The sequence below is a fragment of the Pseudomonas sp. 24 E 13 genome (assembly GCF_900004715.1).
Lineage (GTDB): Bacteria > Pseudomonadota > Gammaproteobacteria > Pseudomonadales > Pseudomonadaceae > Aquipseudomonas > Aquipseudomonas orientalis_A.
In genome coordinates this window covers 77,777-90,241 of record NZ_CVTO01000144.1, presented here as the reverse complement: position 1 = coordinate 90,241, position 12,465 = coordinate 77,777, and the positions used below count along the sequence as shown (strand labels likewise).

The 12,465-nt window shown below is 61.8% G+C and carries 13 protein-coding genes; 9 read left to right on the top strand and 4 right to left on the bottom strand.

Annotated elements, in window-relative coordinates:
* Positions 1-338 precede the first annotated feature (338 nt).
* Positions 339-1,907 (top strand): TerC family protein, encoded by a 1,569-nt coding sequence (locus tag BFP90_RS19920; protein ID WP_065897792.1) that lies wholly within the window; start codon positions 339-341, stop codon positions 1,905-1,907.
* Between the two features lie 76 nt (positions 1,908-1,983).
* Here the strand turns inward: BFP90_RS19920 and BFP90_RS19915 are convergent, their stop codons facing one another.
* Together BFP90_RS19915 and BFP90_RS19910 are read right to left on the bottom strand one after the other, a co-directional pair.
* Positions 1,984-2,217, bottom strand: a complete 234-nt coding sequence (locus BFP90_RS19915; RefSeq protein ID WP_065897791.1) for a thioredoxin family protein — start codon at positions 2,215-2,217, stop codon at positions 1,984-1,986.
* A 73-nt stretch (positions 2,218-2,290) separates the two neighbouring features.
* Entirely contained in the window at positions 2,291-2,539 is a 249-nt protein-coding gene (locus tag BFP90_RS19910) for a hypothetical protein (RefSeq protein WP_065893099.1), read from the bottom strand.
* 278 nt (positions 2,540-2,817) lie between these two features.
* On the opposite strand from BFP90_RS19910, the gene BFP90_RS19905 reads away from it, so the two are divergent.
* The 8 genes from BFP90_RS19905 (at position 2,818) to BFP90_RS19870 (ending at position 9,404) form a co-directional block, all read left to right on the top strand.
* Positions 2,818-3,666, top strand: a complete 849-nt coding sequence (locus tag BFP90_RS19905) for a transporter substrate-binding domain-containing protein (protein ID WP_065893098.1) — start codon at positions 2,818-2,820, stop codon at positions 3,664-3,666.
* A 52-nt stretch (positions 3,667-3,718) separates the two neighbouring features.
* A complete protein-coding gene (locus tag BFP90_RS19900; protein WP_017737242.1) occupies positions 3,719-4,381 on the top strand; it encodes an amino acid ABC transporter permease in 663 nt (220 codons plus the stop codon).
* An 11-nt stretch (positions 4,382-4,392) separates the two neighbouring features.
* Positions 4,393-5,055: an amino acid ABC transporter permease gene (locus tag BFP90_RS19895; RefSeq protein WP_065893097.1), complete on the top strand. Its 663-nt coding sequence runs from the start codon at positions 4,393-4,395 to the stop codon at positions 5,053-5,055.
* Positions 5,052-5,834 (top strand): amino acid ABC transporter ATP-binding protein, encoded by a 783-nt coding sequence (locus BFP90_RS19890; RefSeq protein ID WP_065893096.1) that lies wholly within the window; start codon positions 5,052-5,054, stop codon positions 5,832-5,834. The genes BFP90_RS19895 and BFP90_RS19890 overlap by 4 nt, the downstream gene beginning before the upstream one ends.
* A 15-nt stretch (positions 5,835-5,849) precedes the next feature.
* Complete coding sequence (locus BFP90_RS19885) at positions 5,850-6,239, top strand: RidA family protein (protein WP_010210958.1); 390 nt, start codon at positions 5,850-5,852, stop codon at positions 6,237-6,239.
* A 168-nt stretch (positions 6,240-6,407) separates the two neighbouring features.
* Entirely contained in the window at positions 6,408-7,172 is a 765-nt protein-coding gene (locus tag BFP90_RS19880) for an IclR family transcriptional regulator (protein ID WP_065897790.1), read from the top strand.
* A 9-nt stretch (positions 7,173-7,181) separates the two neighbouring features.
* Complete coding sequence (locus BFP90_RS19875; protein ID WP_065897789.1) at positions 7,182-8,390, top strand: amino acid deaminase; 1,209 nt, start codon at positions 7,182-7,184, stop codon at positions 8,388-8,390.
* Between the two features lie 108 nt (positions 8,391-8,498).
* The gene (locus BFP90_RS19870; RefSeq protein ID WP_065897788.1) at positions 8,499-9,404 is read left to right on the top strand and encodes a sugar kinase; all 906 of its coding nucleotides are present in this window, start codon (positions 8,499-8,501) and stop codon (positions 9,402-9,404) included.
* 121 nt (positions 9,405-9,525) lie between these two features.
* Here BFP90_RS19870 and BFP90_RS19865 read toward each other — a convergent pair whose 3' ends face one another.
* Positions 9,526-9,801: a peptidylprolyl isomerase gene (locus BFP90_RS19865; RefSeq protein ID WP_010564624.1), complete on the bottom strand. Its 276-nt coding sequence runs from the start codon at positions 9,799-9,801 to the stop codon at positions 9,526-9,528.
* A 43-nt stretch (positions 9,802-9,844) separates the two neighbouring features.
* The gene (locus tag BFP90_RS19860) at positions 9,845-12,382 is read right to left on the bottom strand and encodes a PAS domain-containing protein (RefSeq protein WP_065893093.1); all 2,538 of its coding nucleotides are present in this window, start codon (positions 12,380-12,382) and stop codon (positions 9,845-9,847) included.
* Positions 12,383-12,465: the final 83 nt, after the last annotated feature.

Genomic DNA, 12,465 nt, shown 5'->3' with positions numbered 1-12,465 from the left:
TGTACTCGTTCCAATCCAACACCCTGGTCGGCCCAGAGGCCGCCATCGGGGGCAAGCCCCCTCCCACATTGGTTTTATATAAGTCAGGAGGACAGGTTTTGTAATAGTTTTGCATTGTAGGAAATTTGTATTTGGGTTGTAGGATTCAAGTCCTTTCGTTATTTCAGGACTTGCATGAACACCCTCTCGGAGCCCCCCAGTCGTCTTTCCCCAAGACACCCGCTGTCTCTGTTCCCGCTCGTACACCCCGTATTTCGTCGACTAACCTTGTCCCGGTCCAGTGACCGCGTTTTGCCGTGTCCGGCATTCTGAACCACTTGAATACAGAGAACCCATAGATGGAATGGTTAGCGGATCCAACGGCCTGGCTCGGCCTTGCGACCTTGATTGTGCTGGAACTGGTACTGGGCATCGACAACCTGGTGTTTATCGCGATCCTCGCGGACAAATTGCCGCCTGAACAGCGCGACCGTGCGCGGCTGATCGGTTTGTCCCTGGCTTTGCTGATGCGCCTGGGCCTGCTGGCAAGTATTTCCTGGCTGGTGACGCTGACCCAGCCGCTGTTCGAGGTGTTCGACAAGAGTTTCTCCGGGCGTGACCTGATCATGCTGTTTGGCGGTGTGTTCCTGTTGTTCAAGGCCACCATGGAGTTGCATGAACGCCTGGAAGGGCATGTGGCCCAGCACAAGGGCAACGTGGCCTATGCGATGTTCTGGCCGATCGTGGCGCAGATCGTGGTGCTCGACGCGGTGTTCTCCCTGGATGCGGTGATTACCGCCGTGGGCATGGTCGATGAGCTGGCGGTGATGATGATCGCGGTGATCGTGTCCATCGGCCTGATGATCGTGGCGAGCAAGCCGCTGACCCGCTTCGTCAACGCCCACCCGACGGTGATCATGCTGTGCCTGGGCTTTTTGATGATGATCGGCTTCGCGCTGACTGCCGAAGGCCTGGGCTTTCATATCCCCAAAGGCTACCTGTACGCGGCGATCGGCTTCTCGATTCTGATTGAAGTGTTCAACCAGATCGCCCGTTCGCGGCGCAAGAAGTCGGCGCAAGGCGTATTGCCGGTGCGCGAGCGCACCGCCCACGCGGTGATGCGCCTGCTCGGCGGTCGCGGCCTGGCGGTGGAGGAGGTCGGTGAAGAGGTGGCCGACCTGCTGGACGCGTCGGATGCTGCGCAAGGTCCGTTGTTCGATCGACGCGAGCGCGTGATGATCAGCGGCGTGCTGCAACTGGCTGAACGCCCGATCCGCACATTGATGACGCCACGGGCCAAGGTCGACTGTATCGATCTGGCGGACGATCCCGAGAGCATCCGCCTGAAACTGATGCACTCGTCCTACTCGCGGCTGCCGTTGATCCGTAACGGTGCGGTGGATGAGCCCCTGGGTTTCGTGCACAAAAAGGAATTGCTCAAGGAATACCTGGCCGGCAACGAGCCGAATCTTGCCCATCTGGCGCGCCGTGCGATCAACCTGCTGGAGAGCTTTTCGATCCTCAACGCCCTGGAACAGATGCGTCAGGAGTCCACGCACATCGCCTTTGTGATCAACGAATTCGGCGATTTTATGGGGGTGTTGAGCATGACCGACATCCTGGAGTCCATCGCCGGTGAATTGCCGGACGCCAGTGAAATCGAGGGTCCGGATATCGTCGAGGAGGGCGACGGTTTTCGTGCCAGTGGCGCCTTGAACCTGAGCCAGGTCGGTCAGCGCACCGGCTTCAAGGCCGTGGCGACCGAGGATTATCAGACACTGGCTGGCCTGCTGATGAGCCTGCTCGATCGTCTGCCGGTGGTAGGTGATAGTCTGGAACATCAAGGCTGGCGATTGACGGTGGCCGCGGTTGAAGAGCGTCGGGTGACGCAGGTGGTCTTGCAGCCTTGCTCCGGTCAAAGCGACTGAACAGGCTGTCCACATACTGCTGTTGTTGCTCCACGGGGCCGAAACCCTTGTGCAGCTCCACCCTGGCGCCATGTTCCTAGATCAACAGCGTGGGAGTGCCCGTGACGTCAGGATGCCTCGGGGTATGGGCGCAATCGAGCACCATGCTGACTATCCACGGATGGCGCCAGGCGACTTTTTCGAACAACGGGGCTGCACTGGCGCAGGCCGGGCAGTGCTCCGAGACGAACAGAATGAACACGGGGCGCGGTGTATTCAGTACGCGCTGGAAGTCCTTGGCACCGGATATCGTTCGCGTGGCTGCGCCCATGGTGATCTCCTGTCGACGGCGTTGGTTGTTGCCAACGCTAGGCCGTTGATTCAGCCCCGTCTACTGTCAACCTTCACAGGTCGGGCTGACGCTCCAGCCGTTCCCGGGCCTTGCGCGCCTGGCTGGCGCATTTTCGGTATTCCTCATTGTCACGGGATGCCTTGGCCTCGCGGTAGGCATGGTGATTCTGGCTGGTGTAGTTGGTGTCGAAGGCTTCCTTGAGTTTGCGCAGTTGTTCCTTGCAGTCGCGGCGGTCGTTGCTCGCCAGCGCGTTGCCGGCCACCAGATAGCACAGCATTAACAGGCCAAGGCTCAATTTCATCCGGGGGTTCCTCCATGTAGGGGCTTGCTCGCTCTACAGGTTAGCCCAACGGTGCACAGTTGGTGCGCAGTAACACCGTTGTGGGGCAACCGGTAGCAGCCTGATGGGGTGATGGCGCAACGCCGCTGCGTTCTTCAATCTCTATCCTGCTGATCCATAAACAATTTCTCTCGTGCGTATTTTTCCCTGAAAGCATATGGCACACTTTCTGCTGTCTATTCCGTTGTTACATACCAAGTTCCGGTATAGCGGAATACACATCTCCTGGAGTGCTTGTCATGCATCACCGACCTTCCGTGTTCAAAGCGTGTGTTTTTCTCTTCGCCGCCTCGGCGTGCGTCGCCAGCCTCGCGCAGGCGGCGGACAGCAAACTCGATGACGTGCTCAAGCGTGGGCATCTGATCGTGGGTACAGGCAGTACCAATGCGCCGTGGCACTTCCAGGGAGCGGATGGCAAGTTGCAGGGGTTCGATATCGACATTGGCCGCATCGTCGCCAAGGGCCTGTTCAATGACCCGAGCAAGGTCGAGTTCGTGGTGCAGTCGTCCGACGCGCGGATTCCCAACCTGCTGACCGACAAGGTCGACATGAGTTGCCAGTTCATCACCGTCACCGCCAGCCGTGCGCAGCAGGTGGCCTTCACCCTGCCGTACTACCGCGAAGGCGTCGGCCTGCTGCTGCCGAACACCAGCAAGTACAAGGAAATCGAGGACCTGCAGGCGGCGGGCGATGGCGTCACCGTGGCCGTGCTGCAGAACGTGTATGCCGAGGAATTGGTGCACCAGGCGCTGCCCAAGGCCAAGGTCGACCAGTACGACAGCGTCGACCTGATGTACCAGGCCGTGAACTCCGGTCGTGCCGATGCCGCCGCCACCGATCAGTCCTCGGTCAAATACCTGATGGTGCAAAACCCTGGCCGCTATCGCAGCCCGACCTACGCCTGGAGCCCGCAGACCTACGCGTGTGCGGTCAAGCGTGGCGACCAGGACTGGCTGAACTTCGTCAATACCGCGCTGCATGAAGCCATGACCGGCGTCGAATTCCCCACCTACAAGGCCTCGTTCAAGCAATGGTTCGGCGTTGACCTGCCGGAGCCGGCGATTGGTTTTCCCGTGGAATTCAAGTGATCCGCAACAATCGGGGCGCGCGTGATGGCGCCCCATTCAGGTAGTGCCGACCATGAACTATCAGTTGAACTTTGCCGCCGTATGGCGTGATTTCGACACCTTGCTGGCGGGTCTCGGCCTGGGTCTGCAATTGGCCCTGCTGTCGATCGCCATCGGCTGCGTGATCGGCCTGCTGATGGCGTTTGCCATGCTGTCCAGGCACCGCGCGTTGCGCATTTTCGCTTCGGTGTACGTGACGGTGGTGCGCAACACGCCGATCCTGGTGTTGATCCTGTTGATCTACTTCGCCTTGCCGTCGCTGGGGATTCGCCTGGATAAAATTCCGTCGTTCATCATTACCCTGTCGCTGTATGCCGGGGCCTATCTGACCGAGGTATTCCGCGCCGGGCTGTTGAACATTCCCAAGGGCCTGCGCGAAGCCGGCTTGGCGATTGGCCTGGGTGAGTGGCGTATCCGCGCCTATATCACCGTGCCGGTGATGCTGCGCAACGTGCTGCCGGCGCTGTCTAACAACTTTATCTCGCTGTTCAAGGACACGTCCCTGGCCGCTGCGATTGCGGTGCCGGAGCTGACCTATTACGCCCGCAAGATCAACGTCGAAAGCTACCGGGTGATTGAAACCTGGCTGGTCACGACCGCGCTCTACGTGGCTGCCTGTTACCTCATTGCCATGCTGCTCCGTTACCTGGAACAGCGTCTGGCGATTCGTCGTTAAGGAGGGTTTCCATGTACGAATCCCCCAGTTGGCTGCATGAATTGTGGATTGCCCGGGAGACGCTGTGGGCGGGATTTCAGACCAGTATCTATTGCTCGGCGCTGGCAATTCTCTTCGGCACCCTGATCGGTATCTGCGCCGGGATGGTGCTCACTTACGGCAAGTTCTGGATGCGTGCGCCGTTCCGTCTGTATGTCGACCTGATTCGCGGCACGCCGGTGTTTGTGCTGGTGTTGGCGTGTTTCTACATGCTGCCGGCGCTCGGCTGGCAGATCAGCGCGTTCCAGGCCGGCGCCGTCGGGCTCACGCTGTTCTGTGGCTCCCACGTCGCGGAAATCGTGCGCGGTGCGCTGCAGGCCATTCCCCGTGGGCAACTGGAAGCGGGCAAGGCGATTGGCCTGACGTTCTACCAGTCCCTGGGCTACGTGCTGTTGCCCCAGGCGCTGCGGCAGATCCTGCCGACCTGGGTCAATTCCTCCACGGAAATCGTCAAGGCCTCGACCCTGCTCTCGGTCATCGGCGTGGCCGAGTTGCTGCTGAGCACCCAGCAAGTCATCGCACGCACCTTCATGACCCTGGAGTTCTACCTGTTCGCAGGCTTCATGTTCTTTGTCATCAACTACGCCATTGAATTATTCGGGCGCTACATAGAAAAGCGGGTGGCCTTGCCATGAATCAACTTCAAACAACCGAACCGCTGCTGAATATTCGTGGCCTGCGCAAGCAATACGGGGCAGTGGAAGTGCTCAAGGGCGTCGACCTGAGCCTGCAGCGCGGCAACGTGGTGACCCTGATCGGCTCCAGCGGCTCGGGCAAGACCACCCTGTTGCGTTGCGTCAACCTGCTGGAAGAATTCCAGGGCGGGCAGATAACCCTGGACGGCGAGTCCATTGGTTACAGCGACGTGGCCGGCAAGCGCGTGCGCCATCCCGAGCGCGTGATCGCCCAGCACCGCGCCATGACCGGCATGGCGTTCCAGCAGTTCAACCTGTTCCCGCATTTGACCGCCTTGCAGAACGTGACTTTGGGCTTGTTGAAAGTTAAGAAAATGCCTAAGGACGAGGCGGTGTCGCTCGCGGAAAAATGGCTCGACCGCGTGGGACTTCTGGAGCGTCGCAATCACTTTCCCGGTCAGTTGTCCGGCGGCCAGCAACAGCGCGTGGCGATTGCGCGGGCGATTGCCATGAACCCCAGCCTGATGCTCTTCGACGAAGTGACCTCGGCCCTCGACCCGGAACTGGTAGGCGAAGTGCTCAGCGTGATCAAGGGACTGGCGGAGGAGGGCATGACCATGTTGCTGGTCACCCACGAAATGCGCTTTGCCTATGAAGTGTCCGACAAAATCGTTTTCATGAACCAGGGGCGCATTGAAGAGCAGGGCAGCGCCAAGGATATTTTCGAACGCCCGCAGTCGCCGCGACTGGCGGAATTTCTCAAGAACATTCGTTTTTAATCAAGGAGCTATTTTATGAGCATTACTCGTTACGGTGCCGGCAGTACTGCCGGCGGCGGCCAGCCACGTCCCTTCGCCCGCGCAGTGGAAGCGGACGGCTGGTTGTACGTCTCAGGCCAGGTGCCTGCGGTGGACGGCGAAATCATCACTGGCGGGATCATCGAGCAAACCCGCCAAACCATGCGCAACGTGGTGGCGATCCTTGAAGAGGCCGGCTACGAATTGAAAGACGTGGTGCGTGTCGGCGTGTGGCTGGAAGACCCACGGGACTTCTGGAGTTTCAACAAGGTGTTCGGTGAATACTTCACCCCGGAACACGCCCCCGCGCGAGCCTGCGTGCAGGCGAACATGATGGTCGATTGCAAGGTGGAGATCGATTGCGTGGCCTACAAGAAAAAGGGCTAAATTGGCCCCATTCTCAAGACCACAGCAACTCCAATGTGGGAGGGGGCTTGCCCCCGATAGCGGTGTATCAGTAACAGATGTATGGACTGACACACTGCAATCGGGGGCAAGCCCCCTCCCACAGGGGATCACTGTGTAGCACACACCCAAGACCGGATCGGAACCGCCATGACCGAAGACACCATCAAACGCCGCGCCAAGGGCCTGGACCGTGCGTTCGATATCCTCGATTTTCTCAAGGAGGTCGGCCAGCCGCTGCGCCCGAATGATATCGCCAGTGGCATCGGCAGCCCCAAGTCCACGGTCTATGAACTGGTCGCCTCGCTGCTCGAACGGCGCATCCTGGAAACCGTGGGCAAGGACGGTCACGTCTACCTCGGGCGCCAGCTGTATTTCCTCGGCCAGGCGCACCTGCGTCACTTCGACCTGACCCGCGAGGCCGACCACGCCTTGCAGGAAATCGTCAGCCAGACCCACGAAACCGCGCAGATGTGCCTGCTCAACGGGCGCAAGTACACCGTGGCGCTGATGCGCGAAGGCCAGCGGCATTTCCGTATTTCGTCGGATATCGGTGAAAACGCGCCTATCCCCTGGACCGCTTCCGGACGCCTGTTGCTGGGGCATTTGAGCGACCGGCAGATCATCGACCTGATCGACTCCGACGATTTCATCCTGCCGGATGGCCTGCGCCTGCCCCTGGAGACCTTCCTGGCACAGATCCGCCAGGCCACCCTCGACGGGTTCTTCTCCTTCGACAGTGTGGCCGACACCTTTACCCACTGCTTTGCCGCCCCGGTGCGCGACGCCCAGGGCATCAGCATCGCGACGCTGTGCATCGTTGCCCCTCGGGCCGATGCGAGCAAAAACTACCACGACTATCGCCGGGTGCTGATCGACAGCGCCAACAGCCTGGCCCGGCGCATCACCGAATAGGAATTTCCCATGTCTGCCTTCAATGCCGTTGAAAAAGGCGCCGCCGCCATTGGCGCCCATCTGGTCCGCGACGTTAGCCTGCCGGCCCTGGTGCTGCACCGCGAAGCCCTGGAACACAACATCCGCTGGATGCAGGACTTTGTCAGCAACAGCGGCGCGCAGTTGGCGCCCCACGGCAAGACCAGCATGATGCCCGCCTTGTTCCAGCGTCAGATCACTGCCGGAGCCTGGGGCATTACCCTGGCCAACGCCGTGCAGACCCGCGCCGCCTATGCCGGTGGCGTGCGCCGTGTGCTGATGGCCAACCAGTTGGTGGGCGCGCCGAACATGGCGTTGATTGCCGACCTGCTGGCCGATCAGGATTTCGACTTTCATTGCATGGTCGATCACCCGGACAACGTCGCAGATCTGGGCCTGTTCTTCGCCGCCCGTGGCCTGCGCCTGAACGTGATGATCGAGTACGGCGTGGTCGGTGGCCGGTGCGGCTGCCGCAGCGAGCAGGAAGTGCGCGAATTGGCCAAGGCGATCAAGGCTCAACCTGCGTTGGCCCTGACCGGCATCGAAGGCTACGAAGGCGTGATCCACGGCGAGCACGCCATCAGCGGCATCCGGGACTTCGCCGCCAGCCTGGTACGCCTGGCGGTGGACCTGCAAGACAACGGCTTTTTTGACCTGCCCAAACCTATCGTCACCGCATCGGGTTCGGCCTGGTATGACCTGATCGCCGAATCCTTCGAGCAACAGAATGCCGCCGGGCGCTTCCTCAGTGTGTTGCGTCCCGGCAGCTACGTGGCCCACGACCATGGCATCTACAAGCAAGCGCAATGCTGTGTGCTGGACCGTCGCAGCGACCTCGACGAAGGCCTGCGCCCGGCGCTGGAAGTCTGGGCCCATGTGCAATCGTTGCCCGAACCCGGCTTTGCGGTGATCGCCCTGGGCAAGCGCGACGTGGCCTACGACGCCGGTCTGCCGGTGCCGCTCAAACGCTACAAGGCCGGCATCGTGCCGGCCGAGGGCGATGATGTGAGCGCGTGCCAGGTGACCGCCGTGATGGACCAGCATGCGTTCATGACCGTGGCGCCGGGGGTTGAACTGCGCATTGGCGACATCATTTCGTTGGGTACTTCCCATCCCTGCCTGACGTTCGACAAGTGGCAGGTGGGTTGCCTGGTGGATGAGCAACTGCGGGTGATCGAGACCCTGCGTACCTGCTTCTAGACCGAGTCGCGACTATCGGGGGCAAGCCCCCTCCCACAGGGAATGCATTCCACATGTGGGAGGAGGCTTGCCCCCGATGAGGCCATCAGCCCCACCGAGAAATCAGCCATGACCACTCAACCGCGCATCGCCCTCATCGGCGAATGCATGATCGAACTGCAACACCGCGCCGATGGCAGTCTGCACCAGAGCTTCGGCGGCGACACCCTGAACACCGCCGTGTACCTGCGCCGCGAACTGGGGGATGTGGGCAGCGTCGACTACGTCACCGCCCTGGGCGACGACAGCTTCAGCGATTCAATGTGCGCGCAGTGGCAAGCCGAGGGCATTGGCCTGGGCATGGTCCAGCGCCTGCCCGGACGCCTGCCGGGCTTGTATTGCATCCAGACCGATGCCAATGGCGAGCGCAAGTTTCTCTACTGGCGCAACGAAGCGGCCGTGCGCGATTGCTTCACCACGCCTGCGGCCGAGCCGATCCTGGCGGCGTTGCCGGAGTATGACCTGGTGTATTTCAGCGGCATCACCCTGGCGGTGCTGGGTGAGGTTGGGCGCGCACGCTTGCTGGACACCCTGGTGCAAACCCGCCGCCGGGGCGGGAAGGTGGTGTTCGATAACAACTACCGGCCACGGCTATGGGCCGATGTGGACGCGGCGCGTGAGGCTTATCGCAAGGTGTTGGCCGAAGTGGATATCGCCTTGTTGACCGAGGATGACGAGCGCGCGCTGTTTGGCTATGAGGACAGCGAGCAGGTGTTTGCAGCCTATCCAGCGATTGCCGAGGTGGTGCTCAAGCGCGGGGCGGATGCGTGTTTGATTCGTTGCGCGGGGGAGCGTTTTGCCGTGCCGGCATTGAAGGTGGAGAAGGTGGTGGACACCACGGCGGCGGGGGATTCGTTCAGTGCGGCGTACCTGGCCGGGCGGCTCAAGGGTGGGTCGCCGCAAGCGGCGGCGTTGGCGGGGCATCGGCTGGCGAGTCGGGTGATTCAGGTGCCGGGGGCGCTGATACCGAGGTGAATGGCCGCCTGTGGCGGATCGGGGGCAAGCCCCCTCCCACAGTTAACCGCGTTTTAACTGCAAGAATGCAGCCCAATGTGGGAGGGGGCTTGCCCCCGATAGCGGTGTAAAGCCAACCCCCTCAATCCCGGTAAAACACCTGCACCAGGTGATAGCCAAACTTGCTCTTGATCGGCCCATGCACCACCTTCACCGGCTTCTTGAAGATCACCGCATCGATCACCCCTACCATCTGCCCGGGCCGCACCTCTCCCAGATCACCGCCACGCTTGCCCGACGGGCAGGTGGAGTATTTCTTGGCGAGCACGTCAAACGCTTCGCCCTTGGCAATGCGCTGCTTGAGCTGTTCGGCTTCTTCGCTGGTCTTCACCAGGATATGGCGGGCTTGGGCTTTCATTGATCTCTACCAGGTGTGCGACGGCGCGCGATTATGCCTGAACTCAGGCCTCGACGCCGATCATGCTGCGGATTTTGGTGGCCAGCAGGTCGATGGAAAATGGCTTGGCGACCATGTCCATGCCGTCCTCCAGGAAGCCCTGGCGTTCAGCGGCTTTCTCCGCATAACCGGTCATAAACAGCACGCGCAGGCCCGGGCGATGCTGGCGGGCGATTTCTGCCAGTTGCCGGCCGTTCATGCCCGGCAGGCCGACGTCGGTCACCAGCAAATCCACGCGCAGGTCCGACTCCAGCAGCGGCAGCGCGGCCCGGGCATCCGCCGCCTGATGAGCGGTATAGCCCAGTTCGTCGAGTACGTTGACCACCAGCATGCGCACCGCCGGGTCGTCCTCGACCACCACCACGGCCTCTCCGGCCAGGGCCACCGGGGCTTCGCCCAGGCTGGCCGGCAGGCTGCTTTCCAGCGCGGTGCCATGCAGACGTGGCAGGTACAGGCGCACGCACGTGCCCTGGCCGGGCTCGCTCTGGATAGTCACATGGCCCCCGGACTGTTGGGCGAAGCCGTAGATCATCGACAAGCCCAGGCCGGTGCCTTGGCCGATGGGTTTGGTGGTGAAGAACGGATCGAAGGCCTTGGCGAGGATTTTCGGCGCCATGCCGCTGCCGTTGTCGCGCACGCCGAGCATCACGTAGTCGCCGGCCTTGACCGGCTCCAGGGTGGTGATATCGGTGCCGTCCAGATAGCTGTTGGCGGTTTCGATCAGCAGTTCGCCGCCGTCGGGCATGGCATCGCGGGCGTTGATCACCAGGTTGAGCAGGGCGTTTTCCAGTTGGCTGGCGTCGGTGTTCACCGGCCAGATGTCTTTGCCAAGCTGCACGGTGAGGGTGATATGCGCGCCCTTGGTGCGGCGAAAGAGATCCTCCAGGGACGCCACCAGCTGGTTGGGGTCGGTGGGGCGTCGGTCCAGCGATTGGCGCCGTGAGAACGCCAGCAGCCGGTGGGTAAGGGCGGCGGCGCGGTGGGCGGACGTCACGGCGGCATCGGCAAAGCGGCCGATGTCCTCGCTGCGGCCGTCGGCAATGTAGCGTTGCATCAGGTCCAGGCTGCCGATGATACCGGTGAGCATATTGTTGAAGTCGTGGGCGATACCGCCCGTGAGCTGGCCCACCGCTTCCATTTTCTGCGCGTGGCGCAAGGCGTCTTCGGCCCGTTCGCGTTCGAACATCTCATTCTGCAGGCGCTGGTTGGCCTCGGCCAGTGCCTGGGTGCGCTGGGCCACGCGTTCTTCAAGGTTCTCGTTGAGATGGCGCAGGGCTTCTTCGGTAAGTTTGCGTTCGGTCTCATCGATCACAAAGATGTAGAAACCGTTCACCGAGCCGTCGTTGCTGAAGCGCGGCAGGTACTTCATCAAGGCATGGCGCGCGCGCCCGTCGCGGTGCGGCGTGACGGTCATGAAACTGCACGCCTTGCCGTTGAGCGCGGCGGCGATCTTGTCGGCGCGTCCGGCGTATACGTCATCGCCGATGACTTCGCGGATGGTCTTGCCGTACAGCTCTTGAGGCGTTTGGCCGTACCAGTCGAGGTAGGCACTGTTGTTCAGGCGAAAGCGCTGCTCGTGGTCGACGTAGCCGATCAACACCGGCATGGCGTTGATGATCAGTTGCAGCTCGGTCTGGCTTTGACGCAGCGCCTGTTCGGTGTGCTTGCGCTCGGTGAGGTCGAGCGCGGCGCCAAGGAACCGCGCCGGCCGTCCGTGCGGGTCCTTGTAGCAACGGCCACGGGCAAACACCCAGCGTACCTGGCCGTCGGCCTGCTGCAGGCGGTATTCCTCGGCGTATTCGGTGCCGTGGGTGATGCAGTGCTTGATGCTGCGCGTGACCGTGCCACGGTCTTCGGGGTGCACGCCGAGCAGGTAGGCGCTGATGGGCAACAGGCCGGCGTCATTCGGGTCGACGCCATGCAAGTGAGCGAAATGCGCGTCGGCGATAAAGCGGTCTTCGCCGATGTCCCAGTCCCAGGTGCCCACCGCGTCGGTCGCCGCCAGTGCCAGCTGCAGGCGCTGCTCGGTGCTGTGCTGGGCCTTGAGGCTGTCTTCGGAACGCTGCTGCAATTCGAGGGTTTTGCTGCGCCGCTCGTTGGTTTCGATGGCGGTGACCAGGATGCCGGCCACGCGGCCGCTTTCATCGCGCACCGGGCTGTAGGTCAGGTCGAGCCAGATTTCAGTGTCGCGCTGGTTGCGCTGCAGCACGAAACATTGCTCGCTGAAGGTCCGCACCTGGCCACCGAGCACCGCGTCGTAGATCGGCGCGGCAAAGCCCTGCAGTTCCGGCCAGGTGGTGTGTACCGGCTGGCCGAGGGCGTCGGGGTGCTTGTTGCCGGCCAGCAGGGCGAAGCCATCGTTGTAGAGCTGGATGAGCTGCTCGCCCCAGAGCAGCAGCATCGGCATGGGCGAATGCACCACGATATCCACGGCGGTGCGCAGACTTTGCGGCCAGCCACTGGCCTCACCGAGGGGGCTTTGCGCCCAGTCCAGCCGCTCGATCAGTGCAGCGGCCTCGCTACCGGTGGATGTTCCATTCATGAAAAAGCCCTGCGCTTGACGCTTTGAAAAAAAGACAACACCTATTATCCCTAGAGAGAACCACGGGTGGCTACCTCGGAAAA

Coding starts and splice junctions, on each gene's coding strand:
- BFP90_RS19920 (WP_065897792.1), top strand. CDS start 339: ATGGAATGGTTAGCGGATCCAACGGCCTGGCTCGGCCTTGCGACCTTG.
- BFP90_RS19915 (WP_065897791.1), bottom strand. CDS start 2,217: ATGGGCGCAGCCACGCGAACGATATCCGGTGCCAAGGACTTCCAGCGC.
- BFP90_RS19910 (WP_065893099.1), bottom strand. CDS start 2,539: ATGAAATTGAGCCTTGGCCTGTTAATGCTGTGCTATCTGGTGGCCGGC.
- BFP90_RS19905 (WP_065893098.1), top strand. CDS start 2,818: ATGCATCACCGACCTTCCGTGTTCAAAGCGTGTGTTTTTCTCTTCGCC.
- BFP90_RS19900 (WP_017737242.1), top strand. CDS start 3,719: ATGAACTATCAGTTGAACTTTGCCGCCGTATGGCGTGATTTCGACACC.
- BFP90_RS19895 (WP_065893097.1), top strand. CDS start 4,393: ATGTACGAATCCCCCAGTTGGCTGCATGAATTGTGGATTGCCCGGGAG.
- BFP90_RS19890 (WP_065893096.1), top strand. CDS start 5,052: ATGAATCAACTTCAAACAACCGAACCGCTGCTGAATATTCGTGGCCTG.
- BFP90_RS19885 (WP_010210958.1), top strand. CDS start 5,850: ATGAGCATTACTCGTTACGGTGCCGGCAGTACTGCCGGCGGCGGCCAG.
- BFP90_RS19880 (WP_065897790.1), top strand. CDS start 6,408: ATGACCGAAGACACCATCAAACGCCGCGCCAAGGGCCTGGACCGTGCG.
- BFP90_RS19875 (WP_065897789.1), top strand. CDS start 7,182: ATGTCTGCCTTCAATGCCGTTGAAAAAGGCGCCGCCGCCATTGGCGCC.
- BFP90_RS19870 (WP_065897788.1), top strand. CDS start 8,499: ATGACCACTCAACCGCGCATCGCCCTCATCGGCGAATGCATGATCGAA.
- BFP90_RS19865 (WP_010564624.1), bottom strand. CDS start 9,801: ATGAAAGCCCAAGCCCGCCATATCCTGGTGAAGACCAGCGAAGAAGCC.
- BFP90_RS19860 (WP_065893093.1), bottom strand. CDS start 12,382: ATGAATGGAACATCCACCGGTAGCGAGGCCGCTGCACTGATCGAGCGG.